General features: G+C 64.5%; 22 protein-coding genes and 1 tRNA gene. 17 read left to right on the top strand and 6 right to left on the bottom strand.

From position 1 onward, the window contains the following. Positions 1-93 precede the first annotated feature (93 nt). The 13 genes from AC1ROB_RS21085 to AC1ROB_RS21145 all read left to right on the top strand — a co-directional run bounded on the left by AC1ROB_RS21085 (position 94) and on the right by AC1ROB_RS21145 (position 10,198). Complete coding sequence (locus AC1ROB_RS21085) at positions 94-639, top strand: hypothetical protein (RefSeq protein WP_492973113.1); 546 nt, start codon at positions 94-96, stop codon at positions 637-639. Positions 640-876: 237 nt separating this feature from the next. Beyond that, a complete protein-coding gene (locus AC1ROB_RS21090) occupies positions 877-1,581 on the top strand; it encodes a glutathione binding-like protein (RefSeq protein ID WP_492973112.1) in 705 nt (234 codons plus the stop codon). Positions 1,582-1,689: 108 nt separating this feature from the next. Then, positions 1,690-2,130, top strand: coding sequence for a GNAT family N-acetyltransferase (locus tag AC1ROB_RS21095; protein WP_492973111.1), 441 nt, complete (start codon positions 1,690-1,692; stop codon positions 2,128-2,130). Further along, positions 2,127-2,753: a glutathione binding-like protein gene (locus tag AC1ROB_RS21100; RefSeq protein ID WP_492973110.1), complete on the top strand. Its 627-nt coding sequence runs from the start codon at positions 2,127-2,129 to the stop codon at positions 2,751-2,753. The genes AC1ROB_RS21095 and AC1ROB_RS21100 overlap by 4 nt, the downstream gene beginning before the upstream one ends. A gap of 2 nt (positions 2,754-2,755) precedes the next feature. Then, positions 2,756-3,259 (top strand): YbaK/EbsC family protein, encoded by a 504-nt coding sequence (locus AC1ROB_RS21105; protein ID WP_492973109.1) that lies wholly within the window; start codon positions 2,756-2,758, stop codon positions 3,257-3,259. A gap of 70 nt (positions 3,260-3,329) precedes the next feature. After that, positions 3,330-3,422 (top strand) — tRNA-Ser (locus AC1ROB_RS21110). A 22-nt stretch (positions 3,423-3,444) separates the two neighbouring features. After that, positions 3,445-4,836: a multicopper oxidase family protein gene (locus AC1ROB_RS21115; protein ID WP_492973108.1), complete on the top strand. Its 1,392-nt coding sequence runs from the start codon at positions 3,445-3,447 to the stop codon at positions 4,834-4,836. A 99-nt stretch (positions 4,837-4,935) separates the two neighbouring features. Next, on the top strand, positions 4,936-6,405 hold the full coding sequence (locus tag AC1ROB_RS21120; RefSeq protein ID WP_492973107.1) for a DegQ family serine endoprotease: 1,470 nt from the start codon (positions 4,936-4,938) through the stop codon (positions 6,403-6,405). A 69-nt stretch (positions 6,406-6,474) separates the two neighbouring features. After that, positions 6,475-7,149, top strand: a complete 675-nt coding sequence (locus AC1ROB_RS21125) for a response regulator transcription factor (protein ID WP_492973105.1) — start codon at positions 6,475-6,477, stop codon at positions 7,147-7,149. Beyond that, complete coding sequence (locus AC1ROB_RS21130) at positions 7,142-8,503, top strand: sensor histidine kinase (RefSeq protein ID WP_492973104.1); 1,362 nt, start codon at positions 7,142-7,144, stop codon at positions 8,501-8,503. Before AC1ROB_RS21125 ends, AC1ROB_RS21130 begins: the two co-directional genes overlap by 8 nt. A gap of 12 nt (positions 8,504-8,515) precedes the next feature. Beyond that, the gene (gene nthA, locus AC1ROB_RS21135) at positions 8,516-9,163 is read left to right on the top strand and encodes a nitrile hydratase subunit alpha (protein WP_492973103.1); all 648 of its coding nucleotides are present in this window, start codon (positions 8,516-8,518) and stop codon (positions 9,161-9,163) included. A gap of 25 nt (positions 9,164-9,188) precedes the next feature. Beyond that, entirely contained in the window at positions 9,189-9,851 is a 663-nt protein-coding gene (gene nthB / locus AC1ROB_RS21140) for a nitrile hydratase subunit beta (protein ID WP_492973102.1), read from the top strand. Continuing rightward, positions 9,848-10,198, top strand: a complete 351-nt coding sequence (locus tag AC1ROB_RS21145; protein WP_492973101.1) for a nitrile hydratase accessory protein — start codon at positions 9,848-9,850, stop codon at positions 10,196-10,198. The genes nthB and AC1ROB_RS21145 overlap by 4 nt, the downstream gene beginning before the upstream one ends. Here AC1ROB_RS21145 and AC1ROB_RS21150 read toward each other — a convergent pair. Next, on the bottom strand, positions 10,185-10,826 hold the full coding sequence (locus AC1ROB_RS21150) for a TetR/AcrR family transcriptional regulator (RefSeq protein WP_492973100.1): 642 nt from the start codon (positions 10,824-10,826) through the stop codon (positions 10,185-10,187). The two genes, AC1ROB_RS21145 and AC1ROB_RS21150, sit on opposite strands and share 14 nt — an antisense overlap. Positions 10,827-10,914: 88 nt before the next feature. On the opposite strand from AC1ROB_RS21150, the gene AC1ROB_RS21155 reads away from it, so the two are divergent. Together AC1ROB_RS21155 and AC1ROB_RS21160 are read left to right on the top strand one after the other, a co-directional pair. After that, positions 10,915-11,817, top strand: coding sequence for a VOC family protein (locus AC1ROB_RS21155; protein ID WP_492973098.1), 903 nt, complete (start codon positions 10,915-10,917; stop codon positions 11,815-11,817). Between the two features lie 3 nt (positions 11,818-11,820). After that, positions 11,821-12,705: a c-type cytochrome gene (locus AC1ROB_RS21160; RefSeq protein WP_492973097.1), complete on the top strand. Its 885-nt coding sequence runs from the start codon at positions 11,821-11,823 to the stop codon at positions 12,703-12,705. A gap of 15 nt (positions 12,706-12,720) precedes the next feature. Here the strand turns inward: AC1ROB_RS21160 and AC1ROB_RS21165 are convergent, their stop codons facing one another. From AC1ROB_RS21165 to AC1ROB_RS21185, 5 genes are all read right to left on the bottom strand, one after another. After that, entirely contained in the window at positions 12,721-13,782 is a 1,062-nt protein-coding gene (locus AC1ROB_RS21165) for an Ldh family oxidoreductase (protein WP_492973096.1), read from the bottom strand. A gap of 62 nt (positions 13,783-13,844) precedes the next feature. After that, positions 13,845-14,642: an FAD binding domain-containing protein gene (locus tag AC1ROB_RS21170; RefSeq protein WP_492973095.1), complete on the bottom strand. Its 798-nt coding sequence runs from the start codon at positions 14,640-14,642 to the stop codon at positions 13,845-13,847. A 23-nt stretch (positions 14,643-14,665) separates the two neighbouring features. Further along, entirely contained in the window at positions 14,666-17,038 is a 2,373-nt protein-coding gene (locus AC1ROB_RS21175; RefSeq protein WP_492973094.1) for a xanthine dehydrogenase family protein molybdopterin-binding subunit, read from the bottom strand. 5 nt (positions 17,039-17,043) lie between these two features. Beyond that, positions 17,044-17,514, bottom strand: a complete 471-nt coding sequence (locus AC1ROB_RS21180) for a (2Fe-2S)-binding protein (RefSeq protein WP_492973093.1) — start codon at positions 17,512-17,514, stop codon at positions 17,044-17,046. Positions 17,515-17,624: 110 nt separating this feature from the next. Then, on the bottom strand, positions 17,625-18,251 hold the full coding sequence (locus AC1ROB_RS21185) for an SRPBCC family protein (RefSeq protein WP_492973092.1): 627 nt from the start codon (positions 18,249-18,251) through the stop codon (positions 17,625-17,627). A gap of 111 nt (positions 18,252-18,362) precedes the next feature. On the opposite strand from AC1ROB_RS21185, the gene AC1ROB_RS21190 reads away from it, so the two are divergent. After that, a complete protein-coding gene (locus AC1ROB_RS21190; protein WP_492973091.1) occupies positions 18,363-19,103 on the top strand; it encodes a hypothetical protein in 741 nt (246 codons plus the stop codon). Between the two features lie 121 nt (positions 19,104-19,224). Next, positions 19,225-19,911: a cold-shock protein gene (locus AC1ROB_RS21195; protein WP_492973089.1), complete on the top strand. Its 687-nt coding sequence runs from the start codon at positions 19,225-19,227 to the stop codon at positions 19,909-19,911. Positions 19,912-19,957 lie beyond the last annotated feature (46 nt).

Genomic DNA, 19,957 nt, shown 5'->3' on the forward strand with positions numbered 1-19,957 from the left:
TATATAATGTCTGATGTTAGGCTGTTCTCGCGGCCTTGAAAAGAACAATAAAAGAACATATGTTGTGATTATTTCCCTATACAGGAGATGGTCATGCCAAGCCGCCGCTACGATCCGTTCAAGGACCTAACGCCCCTGTCGTCGGAGAACGACCTGGGGCGGCCCGATCCCCTGGCCGGCTTGGACCCGTACCACCCGGCGAAGGTGGAAGAGGAGGAGGGCCGTGCCTATCTGCAGATCCCCAATCGGCGGCCGGGCGAACGGGTGAACTGGGGCGGCATTGCCGCCCTGCTGGCCCGCGGCCAGTCCGTGGAAACCACTGCATCGCTGTATGACTGCGAGCCCAAGCGCATCTGGCGCAACCTGCGCCGCAGTCGGCGCTTTCGCAACCGCATCGCCCTTGAGGCGGAGCGGCTGAAGCTGCAGGCCGATCTGCGGTTCCGCGATCTGCAGATCCATGCCGCCCTGCAGATGCGCCATCGCGCCGGCAAGCTCGATCCGAAGACGCTGCACTGGTTGGCCGAGCGCCTGGGGATGGGCGAGGCGCCGACCAGGACTCCGGAGCTGAGCGATTGGCTGGAAGCGGTGGCGCGTCTGCCCGACAGCCGGCGCAAGTCCACCGGGACGGATCAGGCCTGAATTGGCTCGCAATGGGACGCAATCGGTTCCGTACGGGACGCAATTGGCCCCCAATGGGACAGCATGGGCCCAGTACGGGCCCGAATGGGTATCGAATGGGCCCGTCGCGTTGCCCGGCTGGCTTGATAAGTATCTGTTCCGGCTCTATTTCGCGCTGCGCAGCGACCGTCCACGGCTTGCCCGGCCGGTTGCGATGTCCCATCCTGTCGCCCAAGCAGTCCCAGCGGAGCCCACCCGATGATCGATCTGTACTACTGGCCCACCCCGAACGGCCACAAGATCACCCTGTTTCTCGAAGAGGCGGGCATCGACTACACGATCAAGCCGGTCGCCATCGGCAAGGGCGAGCAGTTCAAGCCCGAGTTCCTGAAGATCAGCCCGAACAACCGCATGCCGGCGATCGTCGATCACCAGCCCGCCGATGGCGGTGAGCCGATCAGCGTGTTTGAGAGCGGCGCGATCCTGTTATACCTCGCCGACAAGTATAAAAAGTTCATCCCGCAGGACCTGCGCGGCCGCATCAGTTGCACCGAATGGGTGATGTGGCAGATGAGCGGGCTGGGCCCCATGTGCGGCCAGAACCATCATTTCAGCCAGTATGCGCCCGAGAAGATCGAGTATGCGATCAACCGCTATGTCAACGAGACCAACCGTCTCTACGGCGTGCTGAACAAGCGGCTGGAAGGCCGCGCCTTCATCTGCGGCGACGCCTACACGATTGCCGACATGATGAGCTATCCCTGGATCGTGCCCTACGAGCGCCAGAGCCAGAAGCTGGAGGATTTCCCCAACCTGAAGCGCTGGTTCGACAGCATCTGGGCGCGCCCGGCCACCAAGGTCGCCTACGAGAAGGGCAAGCCGATCAACCAGGGCATCCCGGTGATGACCGACGAGGCCAAGAAGGTGCTGTTCGGCCAGACCGCCAGCGTGGTGAAGGGGTAAGGAAAGACGTGGATGCCCGGACCAAGTCCGGGCATGACACGATTGGATTGAATTTTTTTATGTGTCATGGCCGGGCTTGTCCCGGCCATCCACGTGTTAGAGAAGCCGATGACCGCATCCAGTATCCATATCGCCGAAACCGACGAGCAGATTGCCGCCTGTTTCCCTGTGCTGCACGAGCTGCGGCCGCATCTGAAGGACGCCGCCGAGCTGGTGCGCCGCGTGAAGGCGCAGCAGCCCGAAGGTTATGTGCTGGCGTATTCCACGGACGCCGACGGCACGCCGGCCGGCTGCATGGGCTTCCGCCGCCAGACCCGCCTGGTGCATGGCCGCGTGATCTATGTCGACGATCTGGTGACGCTGTCCGCGGCGCGGTCGGGCGGCCACGGCAAGGCGTTGATCGCCTGGCTGGAAGCGCTGGCCAAGCGGGAAGGGATCGGGGCCATCGATCTCGACAGCGGCACCCAGCGCGTGGATGCGCATCGGTTTTACCTGCGCGAACGGTTCGCCATTACTGCGTTTCATTTTCTGAAAAGGATTGCACCGTGATCGATCTCTACACCTGGGGCACGCCGAACGGCCGCAAGATCTCCATCATGCTGGAAGAGACCGGCCTGACGTACCAGGCCTTTCCGATCAACATCAGCAAGGACGAGCAGTTCGCGCCGGATTTCCTCAAGGTGAATCCGAACAACAAGATTCCGGCCATCGTCGATCACGAGCCGCCGGCCGCCTATGGCACGGCCCCGGTCAGCGTGTTCGAGTCCGGCGCCATCCTGATCTATCTGGCCGAGAAGAGCGGCAAGTTCCTGCCCTCTGATGCCAAGGCGCGCATGCAGGCGCTGCAGTGGCTGATGTGGCAGATGGGCGGCTTCGGCCCGATGCCGGGCCAGCTGCATCACTTCGGCCGCTTCGCCAAGGAGAAGATTCCGTACGCCATCGAGCGCTTCACCACCGAGACCGCGCGGCTCTACAAGGTGATGGACGGCCAGCTGGCGAAGAACGAGTACATCGCCGGCCGGGAGCTGACGATTGCCGATATGGCGATCCTGCCCTGGGCGGCGCGCTGGGAATGGCACAGCATCGACTGGGCGACCTATCCCAATGTGAAACGCTGGTTCGACGCGCTGATGGCGCGTCCGGGCGTGCAGCGCGGCTTCGAGGTGCCCTGACCATGGCCACCGACGCTGCAGGCATTCTGGAGAATGCCTCGGTGAAGCGGGTGCGCGAGGCGATCCGCCTGCGCGGTGGCGGCGAACGGGTGATCGCGCTGGATGGCGCGGCACGCACGGCGGCGGAAGCGGCCGCGGCGCTCGGCTGCGATGTCGGCGCCATCGTCAAGTCGCTGGTCTTCTCTGACAACGGCAATGCGGTGATGGCGCTGGTCGCCGGCGACCGCCAGTGCGACGTCGCCCAGCTTGGCCGCGCGCTCGGGCTGGCTGCCGCGCCCGGCCGGGCCGATGCCGATCTGGTGCGCCGGGCCACCGGTTTCGCCATCGGCGGCGTGGCGCCCTTCGGGCATCCGGAGCAGTTGCCGATCGCGGTGGATGGCAGCCTGGCGCGGTTTCCGCTGCTGCATGCCGCCGCCGGCCATCCTTACGCCGTATTCCCGTTATCCTATGAGGAGTTGCTGGAATGGACCGGGGGCATCGCCGCTCCCGATCTGGCGAGGACTTGAGCGTTGACAGCCCACCCCCGGCCCCTTAGAACAGCCCCCGCATACACTGTGTTAATACCCACTCACGTGCGGAGGGGTGGCCGAGTGGCTGAAGGCAGTGGTTTGCTAAATCACCGTACGATGTCAAGTCGTACCGCGGGTTCGAATCCCGCCCCCTCCGCCATTTCTCTTTTCGTCTTTGCGTCATGAAACCGACGCGCCGCCAGCTGCTGCTGACCGGCGCGGCCGCGGCCCTGCTGCCGCGCGCCAGTTTCGCGGCTGCCGAGCCGGTGCAGATCACGGCTTCGCTGAAGCCGCAGACCCTGCCGGGCGCGGTGGGGCCATCCGATCTCTGGCTCTACAACGAAGCCTTTCCGCTGATCCTGCGCACGAAGCGCGGCGAGCCGTTCCGGGCCAAGTTCACCAACCGCCTGAACGAGCACAGCACCATCCACTGGCATGGCGTGCGCGTGCCTTACAACATGGATGGCGTGCCGTATTTCACCCAGGACCCGGTGAAGCCGGGCGAGGGCTTCGACTACGCCTTCACGCCGCCCGATCCCGGCACCTTCTTCTTCCATCCGCATTGCAACACCGCCGAGGCCATGGGCCGTGGCCTGGCTGGCGTGCTGATCGTGGAAGATCCGCGCGACCAGGGCCTGTTCGATGCCGAGCATGTGCTGGTGCTGAAGGACTGGCGCGTTCGCCACGACGGCAGCTTTGAGGACTTCGTCACCGATGCAGGCGCCGGGCGCGCTGGCAGCTTCGGCGACCTGCGCACCGTGAACGGCCAGGTGACGCCGACGCTGACCGTGCAGCCGGGTGCACGCGTGCGGTTGCGCATCCTCAATGTCGATCCGACCCGTATCCCGATGCTGAGCCTGCGTGGCGTCAATGGTGCGCAGGTGATCGCCACCGATGGCAATGCCTGCGAGCCTTTCGCGCTGAACGGCTGGCGCCTCGGTCCGGCCCAGCGTGCCGATGTCGGCTTCATCGCCTCCGACAAGGCGGGCAATGAAATCGTGCTGGAGGATGTGTTCAGCACCAAGCCGCGACCGCTGGCCAGGATCATCACCGCCGGCAGCCCGTTGCGCAGCACGAAAGCCAGCCTGCGCCTGCCGGCCGCGGATCTGCCGCAACCTGATCTGAAAAATGCGACCAAGCTGGATGTGCAGCTTCTGGCCGGCCATGCCGATCCGGCCATTGCGGCCTGGGCCAAGCAGACCGGCATGAGCGTCGATGATCTCTGCCTGACCCAGAAGGTGTTCTGGTCGATCAACCGCCAGTCCTGGCCGGGCTCGACCCATGAGAAGAAAGCGCCGCCGCTGTTCGAGCTGAAGAGCGGCAGAAGCTATGTGGCCGAGCTGTTCAACGGCACGCCGCACCAGCATCCGATGCATCTGCATGGTCACACGTTCAGGGTGCTCAGCTCAAGCGAGCGGGACCTGCCGGCGCACTGGGCCGATACGGTGATGGTGCGGCCGAAAGAGCGCGTGCGCATCGCCTTCGTGGCCGGCGAGCCGGGCGACTGGATGTTCCACTGTCACATCATCGAACACCAGGATACCGGCATGATGGGCTATTTCCGGGTCGCCTGACCCCGAACATTAAGCCGATTTAATCTTCCGTTCAGGTGTAGTGAAGCCGCGGCTCCCTATGTTGCAGGTGTGAGTTTCCCCTGCCTTAAGGAGCAGATCATGAAAATGACCCGTATCAAACGCACTGTCGCCGCCGTGCTGCTGGCCAGCACCGTCCTGTCGGGCGGTGGCGGCTATCTCGTCGCCCGGGCCTTTGCCGATGCCCCCATCACGCTTGCCCCGGCCGAACAGCCGATGGTCACCGCCGCCCGGCCTGGCTTTGCCGACCTGGTCGAGAAGGTGAAACCCGCCGTGGTGAATATCGCCACCACCGAGAAGGTCGATGCGAAAGCCGCCGGCCGCCAGCAGATGCAGCCCGGCTCGATGGAAGAGTTCTTCCGCCAGTTCATGGAGCAGCAGCAGCGTCGCAAGGGGCCGCAGCATGCGCTCGGCTCGGGCTTCATCATCGACCCGACCGGCCACATCGTCACCAACAACCATGTCGTCGAAGACGCCGCCAAGGTGGTTGTGACCCTGGAGGACGGCAGCGAGCATGCGGCGGTGGTGAAGGGGCGCGACCCCAAGACCGACGTGGCGTTGCTGAAAATCGAGAGCAAGACGCCGCTGCCCTATGTGGCCTTCGGCGACAGCGACAAGGCGCGCATAGGCGACTGGGTGGTGGCCGTGGGCAATCCCTTCGGCCTGGGCGGCAGCGTGACCGCCGGCATCCTGTCGGCGCGCGGCCGCAACCTGAACAACGGACCCTATGACAACTTCCTGCAGATCGATGCGCCGATCAATCCGGGCAATTCCGGCGGGCCGATCTTCGATGCAACCGGCCGCGTCATCGGCATCTCGACCGCGATCTATTCGCCCAACGGCGGCAGCATCGGCATCGGGTTCGGCGTGCCGTCCAATCTGGCCCAGACCATCGTCGGTCAGTTGCAGTCCAGCGGCAAGGTGGAGCGTGGCTGGCTTGGCGTCAGCATGCAGCCGCTGACCGAACCGCTGGCCAAGGCGGTCGGCCGCAAGACCACCGATGGCGTACTGGTCAGCGAGGTGCAGGCTGATGCGCCGGCGGCCAAGGCCGGCCTGAAACAGGGCGACGTGGTCACCGCACTGAATGGCCAGCCGATCCGGGACGGCCGCGACCTCGCCACCCAGGTGGCCGGGATCAAGGCTGGGGATACGGCAAAGCTGAGCATCTGGCGCGACGGCAAGGAGAAGGTGCTGTCTGTCACGGTTGGCGCTCAGCCGGCCGACCAGACCGCGGCGCTCAACGACGCAGGCGACCAGGAAGGCAAGGTGGGCCTGAGCCTGGCGCCGCTGACGCCGGAGCTGCGCAACCGGCTCGGCATCGAAACCGGTGCCAAGGGTGTGGTGGTGGCCGAGGTGGCCTCTGACAGCAAGGCCGAGGAAAGCGGCGTGCAGCCCGGTGACATCATCGTCGATGTGGCCGGCCGCAAGGTGGCGACCCCGGCCCAGGCGGTGGAGGCCATCAAGTCGGCCCAGCATGACAAGCGGGAAGCCGTGACCCTGCTGGTCATGCGCAACGGCACCACCTATTATCTGGCCCTGCAGCTCGTGTAAGGCCAGACAGGCCGGAGCGGGATGACCGCTCCGGCTTCGTCTTTCCGGCTTCGCCATTCGCAACGACCCATGAAAATCCTGCTCGTCGAAGACAATCCGCAGGTCGCCCAGTTCACCCGTAAGGGACTGGTCGAGGCCGGCCATACCGTCGACCACGCCGATAACGGGCGCGACGGCCTGTTCATGGCCACGACGGAAACCTACGACGCCATCATCCTCGATCGCATGCTGCCCGGCGGCATCGACGGCCTGGGGATCATCGAGGCCCTGCGCCGCACCGGCAGCGCCGTGCCGATCCTCATCCTCAGCGCGCTCGCCGATGTGGACGAGCGCATCCGCGGCCTCAAGGCCGGCGGTGATGATTACCTGACCAAACCGTTTTCCTTCGGCGAACTCGAAGCCCGGTTACTGGCGCTGATCCGGCGCTCGGGCAGCGCGGCGGAAACCGGGCTCACGGTCGGCGATCTGACCCTCGATCTGCTGAGCCGCAAGGTCACGCGTGCCGGCAAGGTGATTGTGCTCAAACCGCGCGAGTTCAAACTGCTGGAATACCTGATGCGTCATGCCGGCCAGGTGGTGACCCGTACCATGCTGCTGGAGAATGTCTGGGACTATCATTTCGATCCGCAGACCAATGTGATCGATGTGCATATCAGCAACCTGCGCCAGCGCATCGATGCCGGCTTCGACAAACCGATGCTGCAGACGATCCGCGGGGCGGGATACCGGCTGGGCGATGCTTAAATTCTTCCGTTCGACATCAATGCGGCTGGCCCTGGTTTTCGCCGCGCTGTTCGTCGCCGCTTCGATGCTGCTGGCGGGCCTGCTGTGGTGGAACACGGTGGGGTACCTGGATCGCGAAACCGATGCGGTGATCGCCGCCGATACCCGTGCCATCGGCGACCGCCTCGGCGATTTCGGCCTGCCCGGTGCCGTGCAGATGATGAACGAGCGTATTGCCGCCGATGCCGACCGCAAGGCGATCTACCTGCTGACCGACCCGCTGCTGCGGCCCATCGGCGGTAATGTCGCGGCCTGGCCGCTGAAAGTGGGGGCGGCGCCCGGCTGGTACGAGATCGAGCTGGTGCATCGCGACCGCCTGCATATGACGCGGTTGCTGCATGTGGTGCTGCCCGGCAATTTCCAGCTGCTGGTCGGCCGCGATGCCCAGGACCGCGTCGATATCCGCAACCTGTTCCTGCGCAACCTTGCCTGGGCCGGCCTGGCCATGCTGGGCTTCGCGCTGCTTGGTGGCTGGCTGATCCGCCGTACCGTGCTGCTGCGCATCGAGGGAATCAACCGCACAGCCACGGCCATTGTGCAGGGCGATCTCGGGCAAAGGATTCCGCAGCGCCATAGCGATGACGAATTCGACCAGCTGAGCGCCACCATCAACCGCATGCTCGACCAGATCCAGCAACTGGTGGAAGGCGTGCGCAATGTCTCGAACGCCATCGCCCATGACCTGCGTACACCGCTGGCCGAGGCGCGGGCCCGTCTTGAGGATCTGTTGCGCCGGCCGGGGCGGTCGGAAGTGATGCTGGATGGCATCGCCGCGTCGATTTCCGATATCGACCGGCTGATCGGCGTGTTCAACGCCCTGCTGCGACTGGCCGAGATCGACAGCGGCCTGCGCCGTGCCGGCTTCGGTCCGGTCGACCTGGCCGCGCTGATCACCGATACGGCCGAGCTTTACGCACCTGCAGCAGAGGCGCGCGCCCTGGAGTTTTCCTTCAGTGTTCCGGAGAGCCTGACCGTCACCGGCGACCGCCTGCTGCTGTCGCAGGCGGTCAGCAACCTGCTCGACAATGCCGTGAAATACACGCGACCCGGCGGTCATGTCGGTCTACTGGCCATAGCCGCCGCCGATGGTGGTGTTCTGATCCGCGTGACCGATACCGGGCCGGGCATTCCGGCAGGCGATCTGGCCAAGGTGCGGCAGCGCTTCTATCGCGGCGATTCCAGCCGCCATGCCGAAGGCGTCGGGCTGGGCCTCAGCCTGGTCGATGCCGTGGCCCGGCTGCATGGCGGCGAACTGCGATTGGAAGGGGGCAATCCGGGCCTGTATGCCACCTTGGCACTGCCGGCTTCGGCTTGATAGGATTGCGCCATGGCACAGGATCACGACCACCATCATCACCACGATCATGATCACGACCACGACCATGAGCACGGCACCGTGCTCAGCGATGTGGAGCTGCGCGTCCGTGCGCTGGAAAGCGTGCTGGTCGAGAAGGGCTATGTCGATCCGGCCGCGCTGGATCTGCTGATCGAGACCTATGAAACCAAGGTCGGCCCCCATAATGGCGCCCATGTGGTGGCGAAGGCCTGGAGCGATCCGGCCTATCGCGACTGGCTGCTGAAGGATGCATCGGCGGCAATCCAGTCGCTCGGCTATATCGGCCGCCAGGGTGAGCATATGGTGGCGGTCGAGAATACGGCGACGACCCATAACATGGTCGTCTGTACGCTCTGCTCCTGCTATCCGTGGCCGGTGCTGGGCCTGCCGCCGGTCTGGTACAAATCCGCGCCCTATCGCTCGCGTGCGGTGATCGATCCGCGCGGTGTGCTGAAGGATTTCGGCGTCACCCTGCCCGAGACGAAGCAGATCAAGGTTTGGGACTCCACGGCGGAGGTGCGCTACCTCGTGCTGCCCGAACGGCCGCAGGGCACCGAAGGCTGGAACGAGCAGCAGCTTGCCGCGCTGGTGACGCGCGACAGCATGATCGGCACCGGCCTGGCAAAGGCAGCATCATGAACGGTCCAAGCAAAGGATATGCGCCGTGAACGGCGCGGCGGACATGGGCGGCGTCATGGGCTTCGGTCCGGTGCGCCATGAAGGTGAAGACGAGCCGAAATTCCATGCCGCATGGGAGAAGCGCGTGCTGGCGCTGACTCTGGCGGTTGGGGCCACGGGACAGTGGAATATCGACATGTCGCGGTCGGCGCGCGAGAGTCTGCCGCCACCGCAGTATCTGGCGAAGAGCTATTACGAGATCTGGCTGGCTGGCATCGAAAAGCTGATGATCGAGCGTGGCATGCTCTCGGCCGAGGAAATCGAGGCCGGCCGCGTGCTGGCACCGCCGAAGCAACTGCCACGAATCCTGACCGCCGATGTTGTGCCGATGGTGCTCGCCAAGGGCGGCCCGACCGAGCGGCCGAGCGATCAGCCGGCGCGGTTCAGTGTCGGCGACCGCGTGCGGGCCGTGAACATGCATCCTTCGGGTCACACGCGTCTGCCGCGCTATGTGCGCAGCCATGTCGGCACGGTGGAGCTGCTGCATGGCGTGCATGTCTTCCCCGACAGCAATGCGAAGGGTGAGGGCGAGCAGCCGCAATGGCTCTACACCGTGCGCTTCGCCGCCACCGAACTCTGGGGGCCGGACGGCGACCCGCATCATTCGGTCTCTGTCGATGCCTGGGACAGTTATCTGGAGCCGGCATGAGCAGCCTGGCGGAGCTGTTGCCCGATCTGCCCTGCGACGATAACGCCGCACCGGTCTTCCGCGCGCCCTGGGAGGCACAGGCCTTCGCCATGGCGGTGGCGCTGCACCAGAAGGGCCTGTTCACCTGGCCGGAATGGGCGGCGGTGCTGACCGAAGAAATCCGTCGCGCGCAGGCCGCCGGCGATCCCGATACCGGCGCGACCTATTACCGTCACTGGCTGAATGCGCTGGAGCGCCTGACGGTGGAGAAGGGGGCCGCGACTTCGGCAGCGCTGCATGAAAAGGCTCAGGCCTGGGACCGCGCGGCGAAAGCCACGCCGCATGGTCAGCCGATCAGTCTTCCTTAGCGGGCGGGAGGGGCGGCAGGGGCCGCTTCGCCACCTCGTCGGCTTCCTTCGGCGCCACACCCAGGCCGCGCAGAATGGAGGCGGCGGTGGCCGAGACATGGGATTTGCCCGCCTGGCCGCGCAGGATACTGTTGATCGCGGCATAGTTGGTGCCGGTGATCAGGTCCATGGCGGCATCCTTGCTGGCCACATGGAAGCGCTTCTGTTTGATGCCAAGCATCAGGTCGGCATAGACGTAAGGCCGGATTTGCGTGTCCCAGACCGGCGAGGCCACGGCGATGGACATCATGAAGCGGGCCAGTTCCGGCTGTTCGATCGCCAGCATCATGTAGTGGCGACCGCCGATCGCCATGCGTTCGGCGGCATCGGTGATATGGCCGTAGCTGGTATCGATTCGCTCGCAGTAATCGATACCAACCGCCACGGCGCCGGCTTCGACGATCTCTTCCTTGGTCTGGAAGTAGTTGTAGAAGGTGCCGTTGGCGACCCCGGCGACGGAGGCGATTTCCTGGATGCTGGCGGCCTCTACCCCCTTGGCGGCAAAGACTTTTACCGCCGCGCCGAGCAGCAGGCGGCGGGTGCGTTCGCGCTTGGATGTAACGGCGGCCGGTTTTTTACGTGTTGACAAACTGAGACTTCCCTCATAATTGAGGCAACTCTCAAATTGAGAATTGTCTCAATTGAAAGTTTTGCACGACTTCAGTCCCGAGGGAAGCATGTCATCCGTCGCTCTCACCCTGGCCTACCTGGTTTTCGAGGTGCGCGATCTCGTACGCTGGCGCAGTTTCCTGCCGCAGATGCTGGGCTGCCAGCCGGCCGGCACGGTGGATGGTGCCGAGGCCTGGCGCATCGACGGCGCGGCCTATCGGCTGCTGCTGCGGCAGGGGCCTGCCGATGACCTGGTTGCACTCGGCTGGGCAACCGCTGATATGGAAACTCTGGCAACGCGGCTGGCTGGCCATGGCGTGGCGGTCGAGACGTTCGCAGCCGGCATCCGCTTTCGTGACCCCATGGGACTGGCCAACGAAGTCGTGGCCGACCTGCCGCAGGCCGGTAGTGCTTATGCCTCGCCGGTGATGCCGGGCGGTTTTCAGACCGGCCATCTCGGCCTCGGCCATGCCGTGCTGGCGGTCGGTCGTCGGGCCGAAGAGATGGAGCGTTTCTATACCGAAGCCTTCGGCCTGCGGGTCACCGAACGGATCGACACGAAGATCGGTCCGATCAAGGTGGATGGCGTCTTCCTCCATGCCAACCGGCGGCATCATTCGCTGGCGCTGATTGCGGTTCCGAGCCGCAAGCGGCTGCTGCATTTCATGCTGCAGGCCAACCAGTTGAAGGATGTCGGCCTGGCGCTGGAACGGGCACAGGAAGCCGGCGTGGCGATCAGCCTGAGTCTTGGTCAACACCCCGATCCGGATGGCACGGTATCTTTCTATGCGCAGACGCCGTCGGGTTTCGACTACGAGATCGGCGCCGGCACGCGCGAGATCGATCCGGCCACCCACCAGGTCGAGATCAAGACCAGGACCAGCGACTGGGGTCACAAGCCGAGCCTGCGCATGCAGTTGCGCGGCGCGCTGGATATCCTGGCTGATAAGTTTGGCCGGAAGGCAGCCTGAGCCATGGTTTTCAAGATCGCCCTGTGGACCGGCGGTGTGCTGGCTGGCGTCGTGGTCGCTGCAGGGCTGTTCGCCCAGTTCGGTAGTGCGCGCAAGATGAATCGTGCGATTGCCGTCAGCGTGGCGCCGGTGGCGGTTCCTGCGGACGGCACGGCGCTGACGCGCGGCAAGTATCTATTTGATTCGCGCGGTTGCACCGACTGCCATGGCCGCGATGGTGCCGGTAAAGTGTTTATCGACGATGGTGCGTTGCTGGTGCGCGGCCCGAACCTGACATCGGGTAAGGCCGGTATTGCAGCAGGCTATGGCGATATCGACTGGGTGCGCAGCATCCGTCACGGTGTCGGGCCCGCGGGTCGTCCGCTGCTGATCATGCCCAGCGAGGATTACAACCGTCTGAGCGATGCCGATATGGGCGCCATGATCGCCTATCTCCGCAGCTTGCCGCCGGTGGATGGCGTGCCGGGCGAAGTGCGCCTGCCGCTGCCGGTGCGCTTTGCCTATGCCGTCGGTATCGTCAGGGACGCGGCCGAGAAGATCGACCACAGCCTGCCGCCGGCGCAGCCGGCGCCGGCCGGAGAGATCATCGCGCAGGGTGCCTATGCGGCGCAGATGTGCATGGGCTGTCACGGCGAGAACCTGACCGGCGGCAAGATTCCCGGTGGTCCGCCGGACTGGCCGGCCGCGGCGAATCTCACGCCGATCAAGGGTGGCGCCATGCAGCGTTACAAGGATGCTCCTATGTTTGCAGCGATGATCCGCAGCGGCCTGCGGCCGGATGGCACGACGATCAAGGTGATGCCCTTCGACTCACTGAAGGAACTCGACGATGGCGAGATCGCGGCGATGTATGCGTATCTCGCCAGTCTGGCCCCAAAAGGAAAATAACGGGCCGGCAAATAGTCAGAGCGCGGCGGGCAGCGGCACGCCCAGCTTTTCGGCCCAGGGCTTGAGGCTCGGCATGATCTCGGGATGCAGGGCCACGCCATCGGCCTGCTGCTGACGGCGCAGTTTCAGCCCGCGCTCGCCCGGCATGCGCACCGGCGGGTTGCCGGGTTTGACTGGCGCCGTGCGGCAGGCCTCGGCCAGCCATGTGGTCTCGGTGGTGAAGGCGTCGAGGCCGCCGAAGGCTGCCGGGTCGATCACCTGGACGAAGACACGGGCGCCCCACTGCTTGGAACCGGTGGCACGACCAGAGCCAGCAAGGCTTGAGGTCAGCATCTCGACCAGCAGGCCGAGCGCGAAGCCCTTGTGGCCGAGGTCCATGCCGCCGAGCGGCAGCACGGCGCCGGGCGGATCAGCGGTGAAGCTGGCCGGATCGTCGGTGGCGTTGCCCTGGTTGTCGACCAGCCAGGGTCCGCCGAGCTTCGCGCCTTTGCCCTGGCGGTTCAGCCGCGCCACCATGCCATTTGTGGTGGTCGAGGCGCTGATGTCGAAGATCACCGGCTCGCCGCCGTTTACCGGCCAGCCGCCGGCGATCGGGTTGGGCGTGTAGCGTCCGGCGATGGCACCGAAGGGCGCGACCGAGCCACTGGCCGGATCGGAACTGGCGATGAGCAGCGCCATGCCCTGTTCGATCACGCGCAGCGGATAAGCGGCGAGGCAGGCGATGTGGTGCGAATGGTTGATCACCACCGTGCCGGTGCCATGAGTCTTCGCCTTGGTGATAGCGGCATTGATGGCCTGCAGAACCAGCCAGGGGCCGGGCAGATAGCGACCATCCCAGGTCAGCGTCGCCGGGCGTTCGGCGATCACGGTCGGTGCACCGCTTTTTGTCATGCGGCCGGCTTCGAGTTCGGCCAGATACGGCCCGAGCAGCTGCAGTCCATGGGTGCTGTGGCCCATCAGATCGCCCTCGACCAGAATCTGTGCCGTGGTCTGCGCTTTATCGGTTTCCAGGCCAGCCTTCGTGAGGACTGTGATGGCGAAGGTGGTCAGCGCGGCGGCGGAATGGCGGTCGGTCATGGCTGCCTCAAAAAGAAACGGCGCGCCGATATGGCGCGCCGCGGGATTGGAAAGACGGGCGATCAGCCCAGAGCGGCCTGCACGGCGCGCTTGGCGATCACGCCGACCAGATGGGCGCGATAGGCGGCCGAGGCATGGATGTCGCTGTTCATCGCGCCAGCATCGGTCTTGATGCCCTTCAGGGCATCGGCGCTGAAGGATTTTGCCAGGGCCGCTTCCATCTCCTTGTGACGGAAGACGCAGGGACCGGCGCCGTTGATGGCGACGCGGATGCCGCCAGCCGTCTCTGCGACGAAAGCACCAACCATGACATAGCGCGAGGCCGGGTTGGGGAATTTCACATAGCCGGCGCGTTTCGGGATCGGGAATTCCACCTTGGTGATGATCTCGCCGTCCTCGAGCGCGGTCTCGAACAGGCCCTTGAAGTAATCGTCGGCCGCGATCTTGCGCTTGCTGGTATGGATCGTGGCACCGAGGCCGAGCACGGCGCCGGGGTAATCCGCGGCCGGGTCGTTGTTGGCCAGCGAACCGCCGATGGTGCCCATGTTGCGCACCTGCGGATCGCCGATGCCAGCCGCGAGCACGGACAAAGCGGAGATGGCTTTCCTCACCTCGGCCGAGGCGGCCACAGCGGCATGCTTGACGGTCGCGCCGATGGTGACGCTGTTGCCCGACACGCTGATACCGCCCAGTTCGGCGATGCCGGTCAGATCGACGAGATCGGACGGCTGCGCCAGCCGGTTTTTCAGCGTCGGCAGCAGGGTCTGACCGCCAGCCAGAAACTTGCCGTCGTCGGCGCTGCCGAGCAGCTTGGCAGCATCGGCGAGCGAGGTCGGGCGGTGATAATTGAACGCATACATGGGGGCTTCTCCGTCTTTAAACTTTATTCGGCCGCATCGGCCAGTTTGCGGCTCTGGATCACCTGCCAGACCTTCAGCGGTGTTGCCGGCATCGTGATCTCCTCGGTGCCAAGCGCATCGGTGATGGCATTCATCAGCGCTGCCGGCGCGGCAATCGCACCAGCCTCGCCGCAACCCTTCACGCCCAGGGGGTTGTGCGGGCAGGGGGTCTGGATCATGCCGATCTTGTAGGAAGGCAGGTTGTCGGCACGCGGCATGCAGTAGTCGTTGAAGGATGCCGTGAGCAGCTGGCCGCTCTTCGGGTCATAGACCACGCCTTCCAACATGGCCTGACCGACACCCTGCGCGATGCCGCCGTGGACCTGACCTTCGACGATCATAGGGTTGATGACATTGCCGAAGTCATCGACTGCGACCCAGTTGGCGATGGTGGTGACGCCGGTCTCACTGTCGATCTCGACCTCGGCGATATGCACGCCGGCCGGGAAGGTGAAGTTGGCCGGATCGTAGAAGGCGCTGGCCTCCAGACCCGGTTCCAGATCGGCCGGATAGTTGTGCGGCACGTAAGCCGTGAAGGCCACCTGCGCCATCGGCACCTGCTTGTCGGTGCCCTTCACCGAGAAGACGCCCTTGTCATAGGCAACATCCTCGACGGACGCCTCCATCAGATGGGCGGCAATCTTCTTGCCTTTCTCCACGATCTTGTCGACAGCGCGAATGATGGCGGAACCGCCAACAGCCAGCGAGCGCGAGCCATAGGTCCCCATGCCCATCGGCACCAGCGCGGTGTCGCCGTGTACGACCTCGATGCTCTCCATCGGTACGCCGAGCTTGTCGGAGACGATCTGGGCGAAGGTGGTCTCGTGGCCCTGACCATGACTGTGCGAGCCGGTGTAGACGAAGACGCTGCCGGTGGCGTTGAAGCGGATCTGAGCCGACTCCCAAAGGCCGACACCGGCGCCAAGGGAGCCGACCACGGCCGACGGCGCAATGCCGCAGGCCTCGATATAGGCGCAGAGTCCGAAGCCGCGCAGTTTGCCTTGCTTGACAGACTCTGCCTTGCGTTTGGCGAAACCGGCCTGATCGGCCATCTGCAGCGCCTTGTCCAGCGCCTTGCCGTACTGGCCGCTGTCATACACGCAGGCGACCGGCGTCTGATACGGGAAGGCATCGTCGGGGACAAAGTTGCGCCGGCGCAGTTCGGCCGGATCCATTTTCAGCTCGCGGGCGGCGGCTTCTACGATGCGTTCGACCACATAGGTGGCTTCCGGGCGGCCGGCGCCGCGATAGGCATCGACCGGCGTGGTGTTGGTGAAAACGGCCTTCACTTCAGCGTAGATCGCCGGCGTGGTGTACTGGCCGGCGAGCAGCAGGGCGTAGAGATAGGTCGGCACGGCCGAGGCGAAGGTGGACAGATACGCGCCCATATTAGCCATGGTGGCGACGCGGAGGCCGAGGAATTTGCCGTCCTTGTCCATGGCCAGTTCGGCATGGGTGACATGGTCGCGGCCATGAGCATCGGTGAGGAAGGCCTCGGTGCGGTCCGAGGTCCATTTCACCGGCTTCTTAAGCTTGCGCGCGGCCCAGACGCAGACGGTTTCTTCGGCATAGTTGAAGATTTTCGAACCGAAGCCGCCCCCCACATCGGGGGCGATCACGCGCACCTTATGCTCAGGCAGGCCAAGCACGAAGGCACAGAGGATCAGCCGGATGACATGCGGATTCTGCGAGGTGGTGTAGACCGTGGTGCTGTCGGTGCCGGCATCGTATTCGCCAATGGCGCTGCGTGGCTCCATAGGATTGGGCGACAGGCGGTTGTTCAGCAGTTCGATCTTGGTGACATGGGCGGCCTTGGCGAAAGCAGCCTCGGTGGCGGCCTTGTCGCCGAAATCCCAGTCGTAGCAGAGGTTGCCGGGCGCATCGCCATGCACCTGCGGCGCTCCGGGCTTCAGTGCGCTGACCACATCGACCACCGGCGCCAGAACGTCGTAGTCGACCTCGATCATCTCGGCCGCGTCGCGCGCCTGCGACTGGCTGCGGGCGATCACCACCGCGACCTGATCACCGACATGGCGGACATGCTCGATGGCAATGATGTCGTGGCGCGGCGCCTTGTGCGGATCGCCTTTCTTGTCCTTGACGGTCCAGCCGCAGATCAGGCCGCCGACCTTGTCGGCCGCCACATCCTGACCGGTATAGACCGCCACGACCCCCGGCATTTTCTTGGCCGTGGTTGTGTCGATGGATTTGATTTTCGCAAAGGCGTGGGGCGAACGCAGGAAGGATGCGTATAACTGACCAGGGCGGTTGATATCGTCGGTGTAATGTCCCTGACCCGTGATGAAGCGGAAATCTTCCTTACGACGGACGGACTGACCAATACCCTGGTTTGTCATGACGCTTACCCCCGCATTGCCTGTGCCCCGGCCATCACGGCCTTGACGATGTTGTGGTAGCCCGTGCAGCGGCAGAGGTTGCCCTCAAGCTCGTGTCGCACAGTCTCTTCGCTCGGGTTCGGATTGCGCTGAACCAGATCGACGGCGCTCATAATCATGCCCGGCGTGCAGAAACCGCATTGCAGGGCATGGTTTTCACGGAAGGCTTCCTGCATCGGATGCAGTTTGCCGTCCTGGGCCAGCCCCTCGATGGTGGTGACCTTGGCGCCCTGCGCCTGTGCGGCCAGGATGGTGCAGGATTTCACGCTCTTGCCGTCGATATGGACGACGCAGGCCCCGCACTGGCTGGTATCGCAGCCGACATGCGTGCCGGTCAGTTCAAGATGCTCGCGCAGGAACTGCACCAGCAATGTACGGGGTTCGATATCGCGTGTTGCCGGCTGGCCGTTGACGGTGATCGTCACGGAGATGGTCATATTTTTCCTCCCATGGAGCGCGGAGAAGTGTTGGAGCATATCGCGCGCTTCACCCGGATAACTTTGGGCGCAACGCGCAAGTGGCGTCAAGTTGCAAAAAACGATGGCGATCAGCTTCGCAGGACCAGAGCTGTTGCTGCGCATACGACGACGATCAGGCCGCCGATCCAGATCCAGCTCGGTATCCCGCCGGTTACTGCGGTATCCGGTTGCGGTGCAGCAGATGGTGCCGGCTGCGTCGGCGGTGTTGCAGGGGCAGCAGCCGTGGTTTCCGCTGCTGCAGCAACACCGGGCGCGGCGACAAGCTGATTGAACTTGGTGAAAAACTCGTCAGCCATCTTGGCTGCCACGCCATCGACCAGCCGTGCGCCGATCTGGGCCAGCTTGCCGCCGATCTGGGCATTCACGCTGTAGGTCAGCCGTGTGACGCCGGGTTCGGCATCCGTCAGTTCCACCTTGGCGCCACCCTTGCCGAAGCCGGCCGCCACGCCACCCTGGGCTTCGCCCACGATGGTGCAACTGTTCGGCGGGTCGAGGTCGGTGAGGGATACCTTGCCCTTGAACCGGGCCTTCACCGGCCCGACCTTGACCTGGACACTGGCCTCGAAATCCGTGTCCGAGGTTTTTGTGACGGTTTCGCAGCCGGTGATGCACTGGCGCAGCACCTCGGGATCGTAAAGGGCATTCCAGACGGTCTGGCGGGGGGCGGGGATCAGTTGTTCGCCGGTCAGTTCCATGACGGGACTCCAAAATCACAAGAATATGCTGGGGCAAATCGATTCACGACCTGTTAAGCTTAGCCGCCTAGCTTGCGCATAACTAGGTTCAGGTCTGATTGAGGTAAGGGGATGGTCCCCGCGACACGCTCCGGTATCGATGTGAGTTTCTGGCTGCTTGAACGGGCGGCATCGGAACGCATCACCATGTCCCTGCCAAAACTGCGCTGGTTGCTGTATCTGGCACAGGCGCATTACGCCATTGCCCGCGAAGGCGCCAAGCTGATGCCCGCGACCTTCCTGGTCGGCGATGACGGCCCCCTGGAGCCGACGCTGGAACTGGTTTTCCAGGCCGGCATCGAGAATCCTTGGACGCCCACACTGAGCGAAACCGCGGAAGCCTTCCTGGATGCGTTCTGGAAGCGGTTCGGTATCCTGCCCGCCGTTGCACTGCACAAGCTGGTGGTCGGCGACCCGGCCTGGCGCAAGGCGCAGGAGAACGGCCCGGGCAGCGAAATCGCGGTGGAGAACCACCGCAGCGCCGCCAAGGCTGCTGCGACACGGCTCCCGTCCATGCCTTCGGCAGGTCGGCGCGAACAGCCCGTCGAGCTGCCTCCCTTCGAGGAGGCGGTTCAGGCCAAGATCGCCGAGCATTCCTTTGGCGCTGCCCAGCATCCGCTGGCCAAGGCCATGCGGGGCCAGCCGGCCAAGGGGCCTGCCGCGCCGGCAGGCGGCCGGACGGCCTCGGTGCAGGAAGCGGCCAATCACCTGCGCGCCGCACCGCCGGACAGTCAGGAAGTTCGCTTCACGGCCGATGGCCGTTCGGTTACCCGCTGGCGTCCGAAACGCCGTGTGGAAGGCCCCACAATCTGACCCTTCACCAGACCTTGGTCTGAGGGCTAACCCTCCGCAAGCCTTGTTAGAATCGTTTTGGCAGCGCCCGTAAAAGGTGTTACGCTTTCTGGCGTAGTGGGGCTATTGAAGGGTTAATAGAGTGGATCAAGGGGGCTTCGGCGACGCCGAAATCGTCAAGATTTCTGGCAAGGTCAAGTGGTTCAACGCAGTCAAGGGCTTTGGTTTCGTCAGTCCTGACGACAACTCTGGCAACGCTGGCGACGTATTTCTGCATCTCTCCTGCCTGCGGCAGGCCGGTTACGAAAGCATCGAAGAAGGCTCGACCCTGCTCTTGGAAGTCGCGAAGCGGCCCAAGGGTATGCAGGCAGTCCGCGTGCTCTCGGTCGACACCAGTACAGCAGCGCCGTCTCCGGCCGGCGGTGGCTTTGGCGATCGTGGTGCGCGTCCGCCTCGTCCGGCCCGCTTCGGCGATGATCGCGGCGGCTTTGGTGGTGGCGACCGGTTCGGCGGCGGGGATCGCTTCGGTGACCGCGGCCCCCGCGGCGGTTTCGGCCAGGACCGCGGCGGCTTTGGCGCCGACCGTGGCGGCCCGCGTTTCCCCTCGGTGGTTGCCCAGGGTGATTTCTTCGAAGCCAAGGTGAAGTGGTTCAATGCCGTGAAGGGCTATGGCTTCGTCTCGCGCGGCGAAGGCGACCAAGACATCTTCGTGCATATGGAAGTGCTGCGCCGCGAAGGCATCAACGAATTGCAGCCGGGCCAGTCGGTCCGCATCCGTGTCGGCCAGGGCCCCAAGGGGCCGCAGGTTGCCGAAATCCGCATGGATTGATTTCCCCGATATCCGGGGCATGCAACGCCGGCGCAGCCCTCTGCGC

The sequence above is a fragment of the Ferrovibrio sp. GW821-FHT12F09 genome (assembly GCF_058806775.1).

Bases quoted from the DNA above. Each gene is read 5' to 3' on its own strand.
- AC1ROB_RS21085 (WP_492973113.1), top strand. From the start codon at position 94: ATGCCAAGCCGCCGCTACGATCCGTTCAAGGACCTAACGCCCCTGTCG.
- AC1ROB_RS21090 (WP_492973112.1), top strand. From the start codon at position 877: ATGATCGATCTGTACTACTGGCCCACCCCGAACGGCCACAAGATCACC.
- AC1ROB_RS21095 (WP_492973111.1), top strand. From the start codon at position 1,690: ATGACCGCATCCAGTATCCATATCGCCGAAACCGACGAGCAGATTGCC.
- AC1ROB_RS21105 (WP_492973109.1), top strand. From the start codon at position 2,756: ATGGCCACCGACGCTGCAGGCATTCTGGAGAATGCCTCGGTGAAGCGG.
- AC1ROB_RS21115 (WP_492973108.1), top strand. From the start codon at position 3,445: ATGAAACCGACGCGCCGCCAGCTGCTGCTGACCGGCGCGGCCGCGGCC.
- AC1ROB_RS21120 (WP_492973107.1), top strand. From the start codon at position 4,936: ATGAAAATGACCCGTATCAAACGCACTGTCGCCGCCGTGCTGCTGGCC.
- AC1ROB_RS21125 (WP_492973105.1), top strand. From the start codon at position 6,475: ATGAAAATCCTGCTCGTCGAAGACAATCCGCAGGTCGCCCAGTTCACC.
- AC1ROB_RS21130 (WP_492973104.1), top strand. From the start codon at position 7,142: ATGCTTAAATTCTTCCGTTCGACATCAATGCGGCTGGCCCTGGTTTTC.
- nthA (WP_492973103.1), top strand. From the start codon at position 8,516: ATGGCACAGGATCACGACCACCATCATCACCACGATCATGATCACGAC.
- AC1ROB_RS21145 (WP_492973101.1), top strand. From the start codon at position 9,848: ATGAGCAGCCTGGCGGAGCTGTTGCCCGATCTGCCCTGCGACGATAAC.
- AC1ROB_RS21155 (WP_492973098.1), top strand. From the start codon at position 10,915: ATGTCATCCGTCGCTCTCACCCTGGCCTACCTGGTTTTCGAGGTGCGC.
- AC1ROB_RS21160 (WP_492973097.1), top strand. From the start codon at position 11,821: ATGGTTTTCAAGATCGCCCTGTGGACCGGCGGTGTGCTGGCTGGCGTC.
- AC1ROB_RS21165 (WP_492973096.1), bottom strand. From the start codon at position 13,782: ATGACCGACCGCCATTCCGCCGCCGCGCTGACCACCTTCGCCATCACA.
- AC1ROB_RS21170 (WP_492973095.1), bottom strand. From the start codon at position 14,642: ATGTATGCGTTCAATTATCACCGCCCGACCTCGCTCGCCGATGCTGCC.
- AC1ROB_RS21175 (WP_492973094.1), bottom strand. From the start codon at position 17,038: ATGACAAACCAGGGTATTGGTCAGTCCGTCCGTCGTAAGGAAGATTTC.
- AC1ROB_RS21180 (WP_492973093.1), bottom strand. From the start codon at position 17,514: ATGACCATCTCCGTGACGATCACCGTCAACGGCCAGCCGGCAACACGC.
- AC1ROB_RS21185 (WP_492973092.1), bottom strand. From the start codon at position 18,251: ATGGAACTGACCGGCGAACAACTGATCCCCGCCCCCCGCCAGACCGTC.
- AC1ROB_RS21190 (WP_492973091.1), top strand. From the start codon at position 18,363: ATGGTCCCCGCGACACGCTCCGGTATCGATGTGAGTTTCTGGCTGCTT.